The 18613-nt window shown below is 56.7% G+C and carries 23 protein-coding genes; all 23 read right to left on the bottom strand.

The window, feature by feature from the left end; all coding sequences use genetic code 11:
* Positions 1-6 precede the first annotated feature (6 nt).
* Complete coding sequence (gene fliP / locus RBQ93_RS00355; protein WP_320370011.1) at positions 7-777, bottom strand: flagellar type III secretion system pore protein FliP; 771 nt, start codon at positions 775-777, stop codon at positions 7-9.
* A gap of 26 nt (positions 778-803) precedes the next feature.
* Positions 804-1127, bottom strand: a complete 324-nt coding sequence (gene fliO, locus RBQ93_RS00350; RefSeq protein WP_320370010.1) for a flagellar biosynthetic protein FliO — start codon at positions 1125-1127, stop codon at positions 804-806.
* A 104-nt stretch (positions 1128-1231) separates the two neighbouring features.
* On the bottom strand, positions 1232-1531 hold the full coding sequence (gene fliN / locus RBQ93_RS00345; RefSeq protein WP_320370009.1) for a flagellar motor switch protein FliN: 300 nt from the start codon (positions 1529-1531) through the stop codon (positions 1232-1234).
* Entirely contained in the window at positions 1515-2510 is a 996-nt protein-coding gene (gene fliM / locus RBQ93_RS00340) for a flagellar motor switch protein FliM (protein ID WP_320370008.1), read from the bottom strand. Before fliM ends, fliN begins: the two co-directional genes overlap by 17 nt.
* An 8-nt stretch (positions 2511-2518) precedes the next feature.
* Positions 2519-3055 carry a flagellar basal body-associated protein FliL gene (gene fliL, locus RBQ93_RS00335; RefSeq protein WP_320370007.1) on the bottom strand — a complete coding sequence of 179 codons (537 nt, stop codon included), beginning with the start codon at positions 3053-3055 and terminating at the stop codon, positions 2519-2521.
* A gap of 190 nt (positions 3056-3245) precedes the next feature.
* On the bottom strand, positions 3246-4118 hold the full coding sequence (locus tag RBQ93_RS00330; RefSeq protein ID WP_320370006.1) for a flagellar hook basal-body protein: 873 nt from the start codon (positions 4116-4118) through the stop codon (positions 3246-3248).
* A gap of 86 nt (positions 4119-4204) precedes the next feature.
* Positions 4205-4585, bottom strand: a complete 381-nt coding sequence (locus tag RBQ93_RS00325; RefSeq protein ID WP_320370005.1) for a TIGR02530 family flagellar biosynthesis protein — start codon at positions 4583-4585, stop codon at positions 4205-4207.
* Positions 4582-5250: a flagellar hook assembly protein FlgD gene (locus RBQ93_RS00320; protein ID WP_320370004.1), complete on the bottom strand. Its 669-nt coding sequence runs from the start codon at positions 5248-5250 to the stop codon at positions 4582-4584. Before RBQ93_RS00320 ends, RBQ93_RS00325 begins: the two co-directional genes overlap by 4 nt.
* 19 nt (positions 5251-5269) lie before the next feature.
* Positions 5270-6835 (bottom strand): flagellar hook-length control protein FliK, encoded by a 1566-nt coding sequence (locus tag RBQ93_RS00315; RefSeq protein ID WP_320370003.1) that lies wholly within the window; start codon positions 6833-6835, stop codon positions 5270-5272.
* A gap of 99 nt (positions 6836-6934) precedes the next feature.
* Positions 6935-7480, bottom strand: a complete 546-nt coding sequence (locus RBQ93_RS00310; RefSeq protein ID WP_320370002.1) for a hypothetical protein — start codon at positions 7478-7480, stop codon at positions 6935-6937.
* A 3-nt stretch (positions 7481-7483) separates the two neighbouring features.
* A complete protein-coding gene (gene fliJ / locus RBQ93_RS00305) occupies positions 7484-7927 on the bottom strand; it encodes a flagellar export protein FliJ (RefSeq protein WP_320370001.1) in 444 nt (147 codons plus the stop codon).
* Between the two features lie 12 nt (positions 7928-7939).
* Positions 7940-9259, bottom strand: coding sequence for a FliI/YscN family ATPase (locus tag RBQ93_RS00300; protein ID WP_320370000.1), 1320 nt, complete (start codon positions 9257-9259; stop codon positions 7940-7942).
* Positions 9256-10038: a FliH/SctL family protein gene (locus RBQ93_RS00295; protein ID WP_320369999.1), complete on the bottom strand. Its 783-nt coding sequence runs from the start codon at positions 10036-10038 to the stop codon at positions 9256-9258. The genes RBQ93_RS00300 and RBQ93_RS00295 overlap by 4 nt, the downstream gene beginning before the upstream one ends.
* Positions 10025-11017, bottom strand: a complete 993-nt coding sequence (fliG, locus tag RBQ93_RS00290; RefSeq protein ID WP_320369998.1) for a flagellar motor switch protein FliG — start codon at positions 11015-11017, stop codon at positions 10025-10027. The genes RBQ93_RS00295 and fliG overlap by 14 nt, the downstream gene beginning before the upstream one ends.
* A 58-nt stretch (positions 11018-11075) precedes the next feature.
* Complete coding sequence (gene fliF / locus RBQ93_RS00285; protein ID WP_320369997.1) at positions 11076-12668, bottom strand: flagellar basal-body MS-ring/collar protein FliF; 1593 nt, start codon at positions 12666-12668, stop codon at positions 11076-11078.
* 45 nt (positions 12669-12713) lie between these two features.
* Entirely contained in the window at positions 12714-13016 is a 303-nt protein-coding gene (gene fliE, locus RBQ93_RS00280) for a flagellar hook-basal body complex protein FliE (RefSeq protein WP_413818341.1), read from the bottom strand.
* Between the two features lie 10 nt (positions 13017-13026).
* A complete protein-coding gene (gene flgC, locus RBQ93_RS00275) occupies positions 13027-13464 on the bottom strand; it encodes a flagellar basal body rod protein FlgC (RefSeq protein ID WP_320369996.1) in 438 nt (145 codons plus the stop codon).
* The gene (flgB, locus tag RBQ93_RS00270; protein ID WP_320369995.1) at positions 13464-13901 is read right to left on the bottom strand and encodes a flagellar basal body rod protein FlgB; all 438 of its coding nucleotides are present in this window, start codon (positions 13899-13901) and stop codon (positions 13464-13466) included. Before flgB ends, flgC begins: the two co-directional genes overlap by 1 nt.
* Before the next feature lie 162 nt (positions 13902-14063).
* Positions 14064-16211 (bottom strand): tetratricopeptide repeat protein, encoded by a 2148-nt coding sequence (locus RBQ93_RS00265; RefSeq protein WP_320369994.1) that lies wholly within the window; start codon positions 16209-16211, stop codon positions 14064-14066.
* The gene (locus RBQ93_RS00260; RefSeq protein ID WP_320369993.1) at positions 16190-17302 is read right to left on the bottom strand and encodes a response regulator; all 1113 of its coding nucleotides are present in this window, start codon (positions 17300-17302) and stop codon (positions 16190-16192) included. Before RBQ93_RS00260 ends, RBQ93_RS00265 begins: the two co-directional genes overlap by 22 nt.
* Positions 17303-17378: 76 nt before the next feature.
* The gene (locus tag RBQ93_RS00255; RefSeq protein ID WP_320369992.1) at positions 17379-17894 is read right to left on the bottom strand and encodes a chemotaxis protein CheX; all 516 of its coding nucleotides are present in this window, start codon (positions 17892-17894) and stop codon (positions 17379-17381) included.
* The gene (locus RBQ93_RS00250; RefSeq protein WP_320369991.1) at positions 17891-18259 is read right to left on the bottom strand and encodes a response regulator; all 369 of its coding nucleotides are present in this window, start codon (positions 18257-18259) and stop codon (positions 17891-17893) included. Before RBQ93_RS00250 ends, RBQ93_RS00255 begins: the two co-directional genes overlap by 4 nt.
* A gap of 182 nt (positions 18260-18441) precedes the next feature.
* On the bottom strand, positions 18442-18612 hold the full coding sequence (locus RBQ93_RS00245) for a hypothetical protein (protein WP_320369990.1): 171 nt from the start codon (positions 18610-18612) through the stop codon (positions 18442-18444).
* Position 18613: the final 1 nt, after the last annotated feature.

The raw sequence follows: 18613 nt of genomic DNA, 5'->3' as shown, positions 1-18613 counted from the left end.
ATCCTCCTAACCAAAGCTCTTCACCAGCGAGCCGATAACGAGGCCCCAGCCGTCAACCAGCACAAACAGCAGAATTTTAAACGGCATCGAGATCATGACCGGCGGCAGCATCATCATACCCATCGACATCAGTACCGATGCCACCACCATATCGATCACAATAAACGGTATATAAATCAGAAAGCCGATCTGGAAGGCGGTACGCAACTCAGAGATCATAAAGGCCGGTATGATGGTTAAGGTTGGTATTTCGCTGGCGTTTCTCGGCCGTTCCTGTTTGGACAGACTCACAAACAACGCCAGGTCCTTTTCACGGGTCTGGGTCAACATGAACTTTCTGATCGGTGCAACCGCCTTGTCGAAGGCCTGTTCCTGCGAGATGACACCTGACTTGAACGGCTGGTAGGCCTCTTGATTGATCTGCTGCCAGACCGGCGTCATGATGAAAAAGGTCAGAAAGAGCGACAGCGCAAGGATGATCTGGTTGGACGGCGCCTGCTGCGTACCCATGGCGGTCCGCAAAAACGAGAGTACCACCACGATCCGGGTAAAGGAGGTGGTCATGATCAGCAGACTCGGCGCCAGTGACAGTACCGTCAGCAGCAGGAATATCTGGACCGTGGTGGCCACCTCGCCAGGACGGGTGGCAGTGCCGACGCCGATGTTGAGCGACGGCAACGGTACCGGTGCTGCCCAGGCCGTAGTTGCTGCAGCACATACCAGCAGCAGTGTTACAGCACAAGGCCAGTAACGCAAAAGTGGGCGATCAGGGGTCATGGGCAGTTCCGTAAAACATGGACAGACTACGTCGGTGTGGAAGATGATTTGTTTAAAAAAGCAAGGAAGGGACTGCGTGGCGCCGTCTCATCCAGCACCTCGATCTCTTCCAGCATATCGATTTTTTTGACCAGGCGCAGTTGATTGTCGGTTGAAGCCAACAGCAGGTATTCACCCCCGACCTCCACCAGCACCAATGACTTACGCGGCCCCAGGGCCCGCACCTCAAGCACCCGTATCAGGCGGCCGACCTGGCCGAAGGCAGGCACCGATTTCATCAGGCGTGTCGTACCGTAGTAGACCAGCAGGATCAGCCCAACCACCACCAGCAGGGCCAGTGCCATTTGCATAAAACTGCTGAACAGCGACATGCCGCCGCTGGAAGGCAACCCCTCACTAGCGTTTGCAAGCTGCGCAGTGGCCACTAAAGCCGAGCATAGGGCTGCCCGCAGGGTCACAGAATCTTCTCAACCCGCTCATTGGGGCTAACGATATCCACCAGTCGCACGCCGAACTTCTCGTTGACTACCACAGCCTCACCGCGCGCCACCAGCTTTGAGTTGACGAAGATATCCAGCGGCTCGCCAGCCAGCTTGGTCAGCTCAACCACGGCCCCCTGGTTCAACTGCAGGATATCCTTAACCAAGAGCTTGGTTCGGCCCAGTTCAACCGTGACCTGAAGCGGTATATCCAGAATGAATTCGAGGTTCTGGCGTTCCTGGCCGTTTTCCGTGGATTCAGGTTTTTCGCTCACTGTGACTCCCCTTCTGATCTAGGATGCTGCTTAACTGGATCGCCTTGTTGCCATGCCGGATACCGGGGATACCACAGTACTTCGGCACTCCCTCCACCTTGACCGTGAGTTCGCTGGTGCACGGCTTGTCCAGCATCAGTGTGTCCCCCACTGCCAGATCCAGCAGTTCGCGCAACGATATGACCGAGTTGCCCAACTCAACCGACAGCTCCATCGGCGCCTCGACCAGTTCAGCTGACAGGCGGTAGGACCACTGCGGGTCGATCGCCATCAGATCGAACTGCATCCCCTCGCGCAGCTTATCGCGTAACGGTTCGATGGTCATGAACGGCACGGTAAAGACCATGCTGCCGACGGTTTCCTCGATCTGCACCTTGAGAGTCATGGTGACCACCTGGTATTCAGGTGGGACGATCGTCACCAGCCGCGGGTTCATCTCCATCCGCAGCAGGTTCATCTTGACCGGGTAGAGCGGCGCCCAGGCCTTTTCAAGGTCGGCCATGATGTCGGCGCACACCTTCTCGATCAGTTTCAACTCGAGGGTGGTGAACAGACGGTTCGGGTTGATGGCATTGCGGCTGGTGCCACCCAGTACGCTGTCTACAAAGGCATAGGCCAAGGCACTATCCATGGCCAGCAGGGCGACGCCCTTCAGCGGCTCCAGCTTGAACAGGGCCATGGCAACCGGTGAGGGCAGGGTTTGGAGAAAGTCGTCAAACTTGTACGACTTGGCGCCCTGCTTCTTGATCTCGACTACTTTACGCAGTCGGTTGGAAAGTGTGATACGACCATAGCGGATAAAGCTGTCGTAGACGATGTCCAGGTTAGGGACAAAGCCGCGGTAGGCCTCGGTGTTGAAGAGGTCATAGCTGACCGCGGTCCCCTCGGTCTTGGAGAGTTCCTTCTCAGGCTCGATGCGGCCATCAAAGACCGCATTCAACAGCGCCTCAATCTCGGCTTTGGTAAGGATCTTCTCCATAGCCACCGCTACTGGATCACGAAGTCGGTAAAGTAGATCCTGGTAACCTTCCCTTGGGCAACGATCTTGCTGACTGCTGTCAGAATCTCCTCGCGCAGCTGATTTTTACCCTGGATATCCTGAATGTCCTGCAGCGTCTTGCTGGTCAGCACCACCAGGATCGCATCACGCATCGCTGCCAGCCGCCCGTCCAGCTCCGGCTTGATGGCGGGGTTGGCCATCTCCATCTCGACCTTGACCTTCAGGTAACGCAGTTCCTGGCCATCGTAGATATTGACGATGAACGGCTCCAGCGCAAAGACGGTGGCAGCGCCAGCCGCTCCTTCACCGCCGGCAGCAGGCGCTCCGCCATGTCCACCTCCGGCGGCTGCCTCGGTCTTGGCCCCTTCGCCCTCACCGCTCTCCTTCTTGTCACCTTTACCCATCATCATAAACACCACGACCAGCACCAGCAGCACCGCCACAGCGGCGCCAATGATGATAAACAGCATCTTCTTGTTGCCGCCCTCCGGGGCTTCGGTACCTGCCTGATCGTCTTTAGCCATTCGAATCCTCCGCTACTGCCCGTTGTCTACGTGCGAACACATCTATCGCATCTATTTAAAACGAAACGCTGTTTTTTGCAACATCCACAACGCAAAAAGCCAGGCGCGCAATACACAACCGCCCCCGCCCGGTCACACTAACGTGCAACCAAACGGGGGCTTGCTCAGGTTATGCTACGCCAAAAGGTGCTTAACGCTTGAGATTCAAGACCTCCTGGGTCATCTCGTCGGCGGTGGTGATGGTCTTGGAGTTAGCCGAATAGGCCCGCTGGGTCAGGATCATCTTCACAAACTGGGCCGCCATATCCACGTTACTCTGCTCCAGCGAGTTGGAAAAGATTTTGCTGTTGTTGCCGTTGGCCTTGGTAATACTTGGAGTGCCTGAAGCAATTGTTGACTTGAAAAGATTGCCACCTTCTTTCGAAAGGGCAGGCGGGTTATTGACGGTCGCGTAGCCGACTCTTTTTGCAGCACTTATATCAGTATTAACGACGCCCGGTCCGGCATAATATGCAGTCGTCGGAAGACCTGTCGGATCAGCATAAAGAATTGATATTATACCATTGTTTTCAATACTGGTTATTTTTTGGAACGTACCCGTCCCTAATGTTGCAGGAATAAAAATAGGTTTGGCATTTTCATCAAGAACCTTGTATCCCAGCGGTGTTATCAAAGGCAGGTTAGTACCTTCAGCTGGTCCAATCCTAAATGTACCAGCACGTGTATAGTAAGCTGAGTTTGGTGGTATCTCAGCTGATGCTACCGTCGTATTCGGCATTCCAAGCGCAAAGAAACCCTCGCCCTGAATGGCCAGGTCGGTGACCACCTCGGTACTCTCAAAGGCACCCTGACCCATCACGGTGTCGATCTTTTGAATCTGGGTACCGCGACCCAGCTGGGAGCCGTTGCCAGCGTCCACATACATCATGTCGGCGAACAGCATCCGGTTGTACTTGAAGCCCACGGTGTTAACGTTGGCCAGGTTGTTGCCGATCACGTTGATCCCTTCGGCATTGGCCAAAAGACCCGATACGCCGGAAAACATTGCGGATGTGATACTCATTGTCGTGCCTCCTGTTGGTTGGAGATGCGTCAGTCGGTCGGCATCTCCCAGGCTTCCTCAAGAGGACCAGCCCGTTTGGTTAGTAGTTAGATGATCACTGCTGAATCGATGTTGGTAAAGACATTGCCCTTCATCTGGGTGCGATCCATGGCGGTCACCACGGTGCGGTTCTTGACGCTTACCACCAAGGCGGCATCGCCCATCATGACCAGCGACTCCTTGCCACCTTTTTGGGCCACGCTGTTGACAGCCCCTTCCAACTGCTGCAGCTGGTCACTGCTGAAGCTGATGTTGCGGGCCTTGAGACGATCCTGGGCATGCTGCGAAAACTTGACCCCCTGGCTCTGCTCAAGAACCTTGGCAAAGGGGGAATCACCAACCGGCTTGACCGGCTGTGTGCCTGGCTGAGTCGGTCTGTTGACCGGTTGAACTGGATTCGGAAAATAGATCTGGTCAATGGTACTCATGACTGTTTGACGGTGGTCACATCCGAGAATGGGACCGAAACCGCTCCAATGGTGACGTAGGCCATGCCGTTCTCAAACCTGACGCCATCTGCCACGCCGGTGGTGTAGGTGGTAGCGATCTGCGTGTTGCCCAGTCCATCAATACCGCTGATGCCGAAGTTATAAGACCCGGCCGGCAGCAGGTTACCCTGACCGTCCTTGCCGTCCCACTGGTAGCTGCCGTTGCCGGCGGCAACCGTACCCAGATCGATCTGCCGCACGGTCTGCCCGGAGGCATTGGTGATACGCAGGGTGGTTGCAGAGGTGTTGGCCGGCATCTGGTAGCTCAAGGTGGCCGGATTGCTGCCGTCAAATACGGCTTGAATTCCCAGTGCAGTGACCTCTTTACCGATCAACGCCACCGACGACATGGCCATACTGCTGTCCTGGGCAGCCAGCAGTTTTTCCAGCGTAGCTGAGGTGTTGTACGCCTGCTCGACTTGTGTCAACTGAGCCAGCTGACCGAGAAACTCAGTCGGATCCTGGGGATTAAGCGGATCCTGATGCTTCAGCTGTTCCATAAACAACACCAAAAAATCGTCTTTATTCATGCCGATCGACTTTTTCATGGCATCGGCAGCATAGGTTGAGGTAGTGGCTGTGGTGCCGGTGATGGTTGTGCTCATCTGTCGTGTCCTCCTTTCTCTAGAATCGTACGTCCAGAGTTGATTGATACTGTGGCGCGAAGTACTGCATTGCCACGTCGCTCCCACTGCCTGTTGCACCAGCATTTCTAACCGCACCGTACTGCTGGGCATACTGCGGACGCCGCTCACTGGCGGCCTGGCGCCAGTCACCCTGTTGCTGCTGTGAAAGTCCGCCGTTATTAGCGGTGGTAACGTCAAACGATTCCATCTTGATATTCTGCCGTGACAGGGTTTCTTTCAACTGATCCACCTGCTGCAGCAGCGCTTCACGAACGGCCCTGTTTTCTGCCACGATCTCAACCCGCACCTGCTGGTCTTCCATCCGCAGGTTCAGCTGCAGGTTGCCCAGATGTTCCGGGGAAAGCCGCAGACTGATACGATCCGTGCCCTGCTTCAGATCGTGGGTCTCCAGGCGATCAGTGACCTGACGCATCAGCTGCGCCTCTGCTGCAACCTTGGCCGGCTCGGCGGCCTGTACCTCCAGTTGGCCCCCGGCCATACGCTGGATCGTTACGCCCATACTGTGACCATGGGGCGTTTCGGCTTCTGCACCAGCCGTTGTCTGCAGTTGAAACAAGGTAGCCTCTTCAGGTTGATCGGCTATGTTCAGCCCCTGCGGGTTACCGTCGACCAGCCTGGCTTGCTGCTGTCCAAGCTGCCCTTGCTCCTGCTGACGCTGTTGCTCAGGTTGTGCAGTTGCAGTCACCTGCTCTGCCGGTTGTGCAAAGCGAACCTGGGCAACGTTTGAAGCGTTACCCTTCGGTGCTGCCGGGACCTCCACCACCAACGGCCTGCCTTCGGCTGCTGCCGCAACCGTTGCAGCCCGAGCCGTGTCTGTTCGCACCACAGGTTCTGCTACCACTGTTGTGCCAGCCTGTTGTTCAGCAACGACCTGTCCAGCAGGCTGGTGGGTGAACACCTCTTGTGCGGGTTGCTGCGGCAGCACCATAGCGCGTTGTAACGCTACTTCACGCCCCGCCGCTGCAGGTTGTTCAACCACAATCCCGGGACGATCGGTACGCACTGACTGCTCCGGTTGACCAACCGTTACCACAGGCTGCTGTTCATCCGCTGCCAGCAACTGATCGGCACCATCGGCCATTGCTGCTTCTGGTGCTGTTTGCAGTGGTGTCACACCGGCAATGTTGCTTGCCGCATCAACGTGAACCACCTGTGTTGCTTGTGTTGCCTGAGGCACCGGCGCGGGTGCCAGCATGGCTGCCTGCAGAAATCCAGCCAACTGCAGAGCCCGCTCCTGGCTACCACCGTCTTCAGCAAGCGGTAGTTGCTCCTGCTCGTCGATAACATCTTCTAAAATTTGAGGAAGTGCGAGCGCAACTTCAGGCATTTCCTGCGGCAGCATCTGCTGGGCGGACTGCAGCCCTGCTGTCACCAACGTTCCATCCACTGCAGCACCACCAACACCACTTTGCTCCAACAGTGCCAGCGTCTGCCCCAGCAGTGATCCAAAACCGTCTTCCGAGCAGGTGCCCATACCGCACATACCAGCAGCTGGCGCTGCAGCGGTTGTTACCGGCATCATCATTATCTGTGCTGTTTCCATGTTTTCACCTCCTTTCTGTGGGTAATTTGTACCGAACCACAGACTGTTCGGTAACTCTCTTATCGGCAACTCATGTCTGCCAGTTGACCTGTTTTGTTCTTATGGCCTGATATTCAGGTTTTCATCGATCCAGCGCACCAGCCGCGGCTGGTTGACGAACGGGGCCAGTTTGGCAACCGTCTTGGTATCCAGTCGCTCCAGCAGCACGATCGCTTCCGGCTCGGGCAAGGCGTCCAGCAACCTGGCTGATTGATCGGCCTTCATCGCCTTAAACAATTTGACCATCTTGGTAACTTTTTCACCCTGCTGTTTTTTTAGTACCTCTTCCTGCAACCGCATGGTCTCATCATATTTTTTCTTGGCGTCTTCCATACTCTTCAGCTGCAGCTCAAGCTTCTCTGAAAGCTTCTTGAGCTCAGCCTCCTTGGCCGACAGGGCTGCCTCCTGCTCCGCCAATTTTTGACGCCGGGCATCAAGCAGCGCCTTTTCTTCCCGCGCTGCTCGGGTTGCTGCCATATCGCTGGCAGTCGGCGCAACCGGCACGGACTGTTGAGCCGTTGTGGCTGGCACACTGCTGCCCTGCAACGAAGAGACCGCTCCCAAAAAAAAGAGCGCGGCCACAGAAAACTGCAACGGTTTCTTCATTTGCTAGTCTCGACCTTTCTTCTGGACAGCGGTCTCATCCAGAAAGTCCCGCTCCTTGCGCTGCATCTCCTGTCGGAATGCCTGCATTTTCTTTTCCTTCAACGCCTCAAGCACCTTCTTGTCCTTGGTGGCCTGCACCAGGTCATCGCGCCGGTCCTCCAGGATCCGATCCAGCGCCGTCACCCGTTCCTGCTGCTGCTTGATCTCCTCCCGCTTGCGGGCAAAGAAATCGGCATACAACTGCAGCTCAACCACCGAGTTGAGCTGGCCGTTGCGCTCGGCAAAATCCCGTGCCAAGGCTGCAGCCTCGTTACGCTGCTGCTCCAGCTTGTCGCTGGCCTGATCAAGGTCCTGGCGCGCAGCGGCAAACTCCTGTTTACGCAGCCGTTCCAGATCGGTGCGGTAGTTGAGTACCTGGTGTAGTTCAAACCCTTTTTTTGAGGACATGATGGCAGCCCCTTACCGCTCAAAGATAACGCGCATGCCTTCCACCGATTCAGCCAGGGTAGCCGGGTCTCCCACCGCCTGTTTCTGAAACGCCACCATGGCGTCAATACGGCGGATCGCCTCGTCAATGGCCGGGTTGCTGCCACCCTTGTAGGCGCCGATGTTGATCAGGTCTTCTGATTGACGATAGGTGGCCAAGGTCTCCTTGAAACGACCGGCCAGCTCCTTGTGATGCGGCTCAGCCACATCGCTCATCACCCGGCTGGCGCTGGCCAGCACGTCGATCGGCGGGTAGATGTTACGGGCGGCCAGATCGCGTGACAGGACAATGTGGCCATCCAGAATACTGCGCATGGCATCGGATATCGGCTCGTTAAAGTCGTCACCTTCCACCAGCACCGTGTACAGGCCGGTGATGCTGCCTTCGCAAAAGTTGCCGGTCCGTTCCAGCAGCTTGGGTAAGGCCGCAAAAACCGACGGGGTGTAGCCCTTGGTGGTGGGTGGTTCACCGATGGCCAGCCCCACCTCGCGCATGGCCATGGCGAAACGGGTGGCTGAGTCCATCATCAGCAGCACCTTTTTGCCCTGGTCTTTGAAGTATTCGGCAATCGTGGTGGCGATGTAGGCGCCCCGCATCCGTACCAATGGCGGCTGGTCAGAGGTGGCCACCACCACCACCGACTTGTGCAGTCCCTGCTGCTGAAGGTCCTTTTCTACGAACTCACGCAGTTCTCTGCCCCGCTCACCGATCAGCGCGATCACGTTGACGTCGGCCTCGGTGTAGCGGGCGATCATCCCCAGCAAGGTTGATTTACCGACCCCGGAGCCAGCCATGATGCCAACCCGCTGCCCCTGACCGCAGGTCAACAAGCCATTGATGGAGCGGATGCCCAGATCCAATGGTCTTCTGATCGGTGGCCGCTTCATTGGATTGACCGGCGAGGCATAGATCGGGTATTCGACCTCGGCATGCAGCGGCCCCTGGTCATCAATCGGATTACCCAGACCGTCAATCACCCGCCCCAACATCTGTGGACCGACCTTCAGGGTGGCCTTGTCTCTTCTGACCGTAATCAGGCTGTCCAGCCCGACACCGCGCAGTTCACCCAGCGGCATCAACAGCGTCTTACCGTCACGGAAACCCACCACCTCAGCCGGGATCGGCTCGCCATCCTTGGGACGTATCTCGCAGATCGCCCCCACTGAGGTCTCAGGGCAGTAGCCTTCGATCACCAGCCCCACCACCTGAATCACCTTGCCGTGCAACCTGATCGGGTTGCAACGCTCCACTGCCTGCAGGTAACGGCCCATATCAAGGTGGGTCTGGCTCATTCAGTATCCATACAGGCAGCCGGTTCAGTCTCCGCCATACTGGTCCGTTCCTCCTGCATCTGGCGGTAAATCTCCTCCAGCTGCCCATCAAAACTGGCATCTACCGTGCCCAGCATGGTCTCCACCTGACAACTTCCCGGCAGCAACGTCCCGTCGGCCTTAAGGGTGCAGTTGAGTGCTGCCAGTTCCTGACGCAGGGCCTGATCCTGGCTTGAGGTCAGCAGCGCCTGGTCATCTGGGTGTACATGCACGATCAATTGATCCTTGTCACTCAGATTACGCAGGGCAGCCTTGATGACCTGCATCACGAGCTGGCGATGCTGGCTGATTTCGTGGTGAATCACCCGCCGCGCAACGGCAATCACCAAGGTCAGCAGGTCATCCTCAGAATCCCGCAGCACCTTTTCGCGCAGCTGCTGCAACTCTTCACTGGCGGTACGCATGCTTTTAAATACGTTGAGTAAACCGCGTTCAGCGAGGTTTTTGCCATCCTGCAGGCCCCGCTGATAGGACTCCTGTAGCTCACGTTCCAGATCCTGATCACTGACAAACTTACCCGGTATCTCTGGCGTTGCTTCAGTCACCGGTTTGTGCGATTGCAGCCCGATCCTGCCGCCCATTTCACTGGGGTCAAAAATTTCAAGCGGTACAAAGGCAGCACTGCCTTCGTCCGCTTGCTCTGTAGCTGATGCTGCTACGTTGTGGCTGACCGGCCGGAAACTGAAATCACAGATCGGCAGATCAGACGCTGCAGCCTTGATGATCTTAGACGAGGGCATCTTCGCTGCCCCGTCCCGCCAGCACGATCTTGCCTTCCTCCTCCATCTTGCGGACGATCTTGATAATCTCGGACTGTGCCTTTTCCACGTCCGAAAGACGCACCGGACCCATCACCTCCAGGTCTTCCTTGATCATCTCGGCGGCACGACTGGAGATATTCTTGAAAATCTTGTTCTTGACGTCATCGGTGGAGGTCTTCATGGCCAGGGTCAAGGTATCGTTGGAAACCTCACGCATCACCGACTGAATCGAGCGGTCATCAAGGGCGAAGACGTCCTCGAAGGTGAACAGGTGCTTGCGGATCACCTCGGCCAGCGGCGGCGACAGCACATCCAACTTCTCCAGAATCTGTTTTTCCTTGCTGCGGTCGAAGTGGTTGAACATATCGACCACCTTTTCGATACCGCCCACCTTGTAGCGCTGGACGCCACCCATCGACTTCAGCTCGCGCCGCATCACCTCGTCGATCTCCTGCAGAATCTCCGGCGATACCTGCTCAACATCGGCAATCCGCAGTACCACCTCGGCCTGCAGCTCCTGGGGCAGGTAGGAGATGATCTCGCTGGTCTGCTTGGATTTCAGCTTGGCAAGTATCACGGCAATCGTCTGCGGATGTTCCTGTGACAGAAAGTTGGCAATACTTTTTGAATCCATGGCGGCCAGGATATCAACCAGATCGCCGTAGCTGGAAGCACGTAGCTCCTCCATCAACATGCTGGCCTTGCCGGGGCCCAGGGCCTTTTCAAGAATCTTCTGCACAAACTCTTCACCCTGGGCAAAGATGCCTGATTCCGGCGAGATCACCTCATTGAAATTTTCAACCACCTGAACGATGGTGTGACGTGGCACATGGCCCAGGTGGGCCATGCTCTTGGATATCTTTTTGATTTCCTCATCCTCCATATGCTCGTAGACCTTGGCCGTCACATCAGCGCCCAGGTACAACAGCAATATGGCAGCCTTATCGGCTCCGGTCATGGTGCATGCTCCTCTGCTTTGTTTTCCGTCTGCATAACCGTGGTTGCTTTTTGTTCTCTTACGACTCTTCCGTCAGCCAGTTTTGCAGTATTTGCGCCACCTGGTAGGGGTTGGTCTTGGCCTTCTCCATCAGATCCTGCTGTTCCTGCATCTGTGCCGCCAGTTGGGCCCGCTCGCTGGCAGAGAGCTTCTCCTGGACGTCGGGTGCCATAGTTTCTAGGATATCCAATCGCGGCGGCCGACTGGTGCGCAATGTGTTGATCAACGGCTTGATCACAAACAGCATCAAGGCCACAAAACCGAGACCGATCAACAGGTTTTTAAACAGTGCCAGGAAGAAGGGATTGCTCCACCACTTGGGCGCTTCGGCCAGGCCGGCAGCATCCTCCGGGTCCTGGAACGGTATATTCTGAATGCTGAGCTGATCACCGCGCTCAGCGTTGAAGCCGATCGCCCCTTTAACCAACGCCTCTATCTGCAGCAACTCCTCCGGTGAACGCGGAATATACTTCGGCTTCGCAGACTCGCCTTCCTTGACTGCGGCTGGAGCCTCATACTTGCCGTCAACCAGAATGGCAACCGAGACCTTGCTCAAGGTGCCCACCGGCTCAATGGTGCGTGAAGTGGACCGGCTCACCTCATAGTTCAGGGTTTCATCATTCCTGCTGCCACCGCTTGCCGCGTTGCCTGCTGCTCCGGCTGCGTTCCGGCCCAGGTTGGTCTGTACGCCGGGCACACCGGTGGCAATGGTCGTTCCGCCTGATTTCTCCTCGCTGCGCTGTTCACTACGCACAGCGATCGTCTCCGGGTCAAACTTCTCCTCAACACGCTCAACCTGCTTGAAGTCGAAGGTGGCGGTGGCCCTTGCAACGGTCTTACCCCCACCCACAACTCGGTCCAGCAGTGTTTGCAACCGATCTTCCATACTGCGCTCATAGGCCCGCTGCGTCTCCAGCATGGTGCTGGTCATCTTGGCGGTCGCATCGCCGGCGCCGTCACCCTTGCTGAGAATCTTGCCACGGCTGTCCAGCACGGTGACGTTGTCGGCATTCATCCCCTCAATGGAGGAGGCCACCAGGTGCACAACACCCTGCACCTCGGCGTCACGCAACGACTTGTTACCCTTCATCCGCAGTACGATTGATGCAGTAGCCGGTTTTTCCGCTTCTTTAAACAGCGATTTTTCCGGTATCACCAGATGCACCCGGGCTTGCTCGACGCCGCTGATCTGGGAGATAGTACGCGCCAACTCACCCTGCAGCGCCCGCTGATAGTTGAGCTTTTGCACAAATTCGGTCATACCGAAATTTTTACGGTCAAAGATCTCGAAACCGACGCCGCCGCCCTGGGGCAGCCCCTCTGAGGCCAAGGTCAGGCGCAATTCGTACACCTTGTCAGAGGGCACCATCACGCCTTTGCCATCTGCTGTGATCTGATACGGGGTTTTGGCATCTTTCAGTTTTTTGACTATCTCCCCGGCGTCCTCGGTACTGAGGTTAGTAAACAGCGGACGGTAGTCGGTCCGGTTAGCCAGCATGATCAGCGCGGCAAAGGCCAACAATGTTGCCACCACCACACCTGCAACCAGCATCCGCTTACCCGGAGAGATGGCCATGAATGGTTCAAGGATTCGTTGCAGTCCTTCAGGCATGGGACGACCTTCCTCCTACAGGGCTAAAATAAGACCATAAGACCGTCATACTTGCATCCGCATCACTTCCTGATAGGCCTCCAGCGCCTTATTGCGCACCTGGGACATAAACAGGAACGAGATACTGGCCTTTTCGACCGCGATCATGGTTTCGTGCAAATTGCGGTTCTCTCCGGTAGCAAGCTTCTGTATCGCCTGGTCCGACTGAACCGACATATCGTTAACCTTGCTCACCAGCTCACTAAAGAACTTACCGGCACCATCAATGGCCGAAACTGGCTGATTCTTTCCCAATCCCAGCCCGAGCCCCTGCCCCGCACCTATGCCACCGATTGTCTTGATTTCCACCCGTTACCTCCTATCGGCCGATCTCCAGCGTCTTCAGCGCCATATTTTTGGCAGCTTGGGCTGCCATGACATTGGCCTCATAGGCTCGTGTGGCGTTGATCATATCAGCCATCTCTTCCACCACGTTCACATTCGGCATCGCCACATAACCCTGCGGATCCGCATCGGGGTGACTGGGATCGAACTGCAGACGGGGCGGACTTTTGTCTTCCTTGATTTCTGTGACTGTCACCTGCCGGATCTGTTCATTGGCAGCACGATCAAGCGTCTTGCCGAACCCCCCCTGTAACGGGGTAGCCGTAAACACCGCGTCTTTACGTTTATACGGCCCACCTTCAGGCGTACGGGTTGTGTTGGCATTAGCCAGGTTACTCGAAACCAGATTCATGCGGGTGCGCTCAGCGGTCAGGGCCGTTGAGCTGGTTTGCATCGAGGTAAACAGATCCATTATTTACCCTCCCTCAGGGCGCTGCGTAGCCCCTCAAATTTCTTGGCCAAGAGCTGTGCCGAGGCATTAAACAGAACCTGATTCTGCATCATGCGGCTCATCTCGTTTTCAAGCTCAACGCCGTTGTTGTCACGGCCAGGCGTCTGGGAAGGCACCTCCACCACAGTGCCGCTTACCTGCTGAACACGGGCCGGACCATCACCCTTCAGCGGGATGTGTGCCGGGTGCGGTTGCGTCCCATCCGCGACCGACCCGCGCACAGACGACTTCTTGACGGCAGACTGCAGCTGCTTTTCGAATTCCAGGGCACGTGGCGTAAAACCTGGAGTTTCTGCGTTCGCGAGATTCGACGCTATCAGATTCTGCTGCCGCGTGCGCAGATCGACACTCTTGGCAAGCACCTCAACCGTTGTGCTAAACAATCCCTCAACAGGCATAACTACCCCCACTTACTCAATCGGCATGAGCACCTGACCGATTTTGCAATAAATGTGCCCTAAAACAACAAGCGACCGCAAACGGCGCCCCACAGCGGGTTCCTGGGCATTACAGCGGCTTGGCGACCCATCACAGGCTTGTCGTTATTTTGACTTATTCAATTATTTGACTTTTTGATTCTTTGACGGAGAGGAGGGGGAGGTGGCAATGGCGTACAGCGACTGGGCCGCCAAACGGCGCCAATCTGCATCCTTACCTTCTTTTGATAGTTGCTCGAAATAGCTACGCGCCTGTTCCTGCTTTCCATCCTGCAGATGCACCTCGCCGAGTTTGAACAAGAACTGGTCACGGCGCTCAACAGGAACACTCTTCATGCCGCTCTCAAGCAGCTGCAGAGATTGCTGATACTGGCCAAGCGACTGTCGCGCCTGAGCAGCTATATAATAGGCGTCTCCCACTAGCGGGGCCTTCTGGCCCAGAGCTTGGACAATAAATACATAGCGCTCCAGGGCTTGAGCCGCTTGGGCGTAATTCTTGCCGTCCCACAGGGCGCGGCCAAGGTAATAGTAACTAAGTGGATGTTCGGCCTGTTCGCCCTTGTTGAGCAGCCATAGCAGGCTGCTGCGTGCTTCAGCCTGTTCGCCGTCCAGGTACTGCAGGGCGCCCAGTTTTTCTTTGCCTATTTTTGCCTGTGGGTTTGCAGGGAAGCGCGTCAAAAAAGAGCGCAGCATTTTTTTGGCCAGCAGGGTATCACCGAGCAGTTCGGCGTGTTCGGCCACCTGCAGGTATAGATAAGGGGCGTTGGGCTCTCCCACCCAGGGGCGATCCAGCAGACCAACATACAGTGCTATCAAATCCAGAGGCCGCCCAGCCTTATCGAAGGCGCTGGTTACCGCAGGCAAAAAGCCATCGTCCCCCAAGGCAGTGGCCAGATAGTCCTGATTCGTAGTCACCAGGCCAAGCAAAGCTGCCGGGTCTTTATCCCAAGCCCCCTGACGGTAAGCCTGCTCAACCAGATCTTCGCGCATTTCACGCAGTATGGCGGTATAGACGCCGCGCGGAAAACGCTTCTGAAAGGCAATCGCCTCATCCAGGGCGCTGTTGGCAGGCGCGTTGATGGCTGCCAGCAGCATCGCCTTGAAGGAGGCCTCCTCACGCAGGTCAAAATCACCGACCTGCTTGGCAATGGCATGATAGGTTTCAGTCAGCGACTGGTAATCAAGTGGCGTGGCGCGCAGAAAATCACGGTCAGCCAACTTCATGAGTGCTATCTGGCGGGCTTTGCTGTCTGCGAAAGACTCGGCCGCCGTCCGATAGATGGCCTGGGCCCCCAGCTCGTTACCCTGACGCGCCAGAACATCGGCCACTCGCACCAGCAAAACCTGAGCGTACGGCTTGTCAGCATGGGAAACCACCAGACGGGTCAGCAGCTGGCGGCCAGCCGGTAGATTGCCGTTACGGGCGATACTGTCGCCGTAAAAAAACATGCTGGCTGGGTTCAGGGACAGAAACTCAGGCCAGAGCTGCTCGGCCTCACGAAAGTTCTCCAGTGACTGGCTGTAGCGCTGCAGCCGATAGCGTGTCTCGGCCAGACGATACAGAGCCAGCGGCCGGATGGCAGCGCCGGTGCGGTTGGCAAACGGTAGCAGCAGGTCCTCGGCGGAGGTGAGCTGCCCCTTATAGAGGGCCCCTTCAGCCGCCTGGAACAGCTTCTGTTCATCCTGATTCAATAGGTCTTTCAGCACCAGCCGATCGGTGGGCACAAAGGGCACCTCCGGCTTGATCGGCGGGTCAAAGTCACGTAACAGCTTTTCTGCGCCACCCCAGATTCGTTCACGACCGGGCTGCATCGGCTGGGGCGGCCGGGCTTGCAGCAGTGGGCCAACGTCCAGACTCAACGCAGGTACCCCCGCCAGGTGTACCACCCGCCAGCCGACACCCTGCGGGGCCAAGGCAAAGGTGACAACCAGATCGCTGCCTCGTTGCGAAATAACCAGACCGCCGATGTTCCGGTCAGCATAACGTCGCAGCCCACGGAACAGGCGGCCGGTGGTGTCATGGAGCTGCAGACGCAGGCGGTTGCCGGCCAGCGGTACGATCTCAAAGCGGGGGTCAGCAGACAGCTTGAAGGTTACCCGGGTGAACTGTTGTTTGGAGTGGAGTTCAATCCGCTGCAGATGGTTGGGGGGCAGAGAGGCACAGCACAGCACAGGCACCAGCAACACCAGCAGACTGCCAATCAGCCAGGTTCGGCAGCCTGTGCGAGCCAGTGTGCAAAAACAGGTTATCAGGCTGCGGGAAGACGACATAGGCGTTTCACCTTGGCAGCAAGCTCCTCCGGGTCGCAGGGCTTGATGACGATATCGCGGGCGCCATATTTCAGCGCCTTGAGCACCGCCGTACGGGTCCAGCGGTGGGCGCACATCACAATCGGCACCGGCTGATCCTGACGCAAGGCATTGATCTTGATACAGACCGCCAACTCGCGGTCATCGGCATCCTGGGAGCCGATCAGCACCATCCTGACATTGCCCTGGCTGAACAGATCCTTGACGTCGGCATTAAGGGGACCTTCTACCAGCTTGAACCCGGTGAAGTCGAGCGCCTCACGCAGGTGGAGACGGTCCTCATCGCTGTCCTCAAAGATGACCACCATATCTTCACCAGCAGTACCGGCAGCAGCAGCAACCGGCCGCTCCGCCACCGCCTCGGCTGAAGCGGTAGGTGCTGGCTGATCACCAGCTGCGCCCTCAGCCGATTTTGCTACAACATCCTCAGGCTGCTCAACCTGCTCAACCTGCTCGGACTCGGCGGGCTTTTCCGGGGGAGGATCATACTGATTGCCCAATTCCAGCGGGATCAGGACATCCAGGTGATGCATCTCCTGCCCTTCCATCTCGAGCTTTGCCCGAAACATCAGGTACTCCCCGTTTGGCAGCGGCTCATCATCGGAAAGCGGATCGATCTCAGGAACGTACTTCTTTGATTCCTGCTGCTTAAGCTGCGCCTTGCCGCTCAGACTGGCCTGGAAGGTGGTGTTGATCGCGCCGTTGATCATGTTGCCGATCTCACCAAAGGCATCAATGTCATCGGCCTCGATGATCGACAGGCGACGTTTTTCCTGTATACGTGCTGTGGGGATGCCGAGCAGCAGGCTGCTCATCAGGATGGCATCGCGCAGATTAAAGACCAGGTAAAACTGCCCGGGGTATTCTTCGCGCGAGTCGATGGTCATGACGAACACGCCGTCGTCAAGATCACCGAAATAGGCCGCCTTGCTAAAGGTGAGCGAATCGGTGAGCGTTGCCGTGAGCCCCTGCCCCAAGAGCATACCGGCCTCTTCGCCGGCCTGACGCAGGGCGCTCTCGAGCATTTCGTAAAGCTTTACATATCCTTCCATCGGGACTCGCGGGGATGCTAGTGAGGGCTGCTCGGGGCGTCACCATGACGCCCCGATAGGTTAAGTCATCGGAGGATCAGTCTTCCTTCTTGAGCGTCAGCCCCACCAGGAATCGTTCATTGTCAACGGTAAAGGGGATCACGACACAATCGATGTCCGACAGGGAGTTGACCGTATAATCCTCGCCGGCTATCACGGTCGGTATGGAAAGTTTGACATCCAGACCGCCCTTGGAAAGGATCATCTTGACGCTGCCGCCCAGCATGTTGGCGATCTCGCCAATGGCGTCGTTCAGGTCTTCGCCGCCATCAGCCACCTCGTCCTCGGACATACCCAGCATGGCTGCAGTAACCTTTTTGGCCAGTACGATCGGGCAGTGCATCGAGATGACGCCGGAATAGGTACCGGCAAAACCAACCATACCGGTGATGCTGCACTTGAAGTGAGTGATCGGATCCTTAAGCGGAAAGTCATCCGAAGGCTCCATCATCACCATGGTGGAAAAAACTTCCTGGGTAGCATTAATGACGTACTCGGCCAGTTGCTGTTCACTGAACTTCGTGGATTCAGCAATATCCGGGTTCAAACTCATAGCAGCCCTCCCAGCTTTTCACCGAGCTGCTCCGGCGTAAAGGGCTTCTTGATGCTGTCCTTGGCGCCGCTGGCCATGGCCTCAGCGATCACGTCCTCGCCACCCTCGGTGGTGATCATCACGATCGGCATGCTGTAACCATTGGCCCGTACCGCCTTGACAAACTCAAGACCATCCATGTTGGGCATATTGATATCGGACAGGATCAGGTTGATCGTCTTGCCTGAGGTCTGCAGCACGTTGATCCCTTCGATACCGTCGCCAGCCTCAAGGATGTCGTCAATCGGCAAGCCGGCCTGACGCAGTGAGCGGGAAATGATCTTTCGCATGGTGGATGAGTCGTCAACGATCAGGATGTTAGCCATAGTCTATGCCTCCTTAGGTCCTCAAGGGACTGATTATATGGGCTGCGGGTATAAACGTTTCCGCCTCTGTGTGTACCACAGTTAGACGGCATTTCAAACCGTGAAGTTGGCCTTTCATTACCACAAAACCGTTGCGGCATCAACGCAATCAGTACAATCACCAACAGCGTAGCCGAAGATCGTTACAACGATCTCCTGAAGCGGTACAGCAGATAGAGACAACCGCCACCAACAACCAGCAGCGCAGCCTCAACAAGGGTCTGCAACGGCCGACCACTACCCCACATAAGTAATGGGTAGAGCAAAGCGCCATTCAACCCGGTGACACAACCGATGGTCAGCAGTGTCTTCACC

The organism is Trichlorobacter sp. (assembly GCF_034008105.1).
Taxonomy (GTDB): domain Bacteria; phylum Desulfobacterota; class Desulfuromonadia; order Geobacterales; family Pseudopelobacteraceae; genus Trichlorobacter.
The sequence above is the reverse complement of the archived record's forward strand: the minus strand, read 5'-3'. Positions and strand labels throughout refer to the sequence as shown.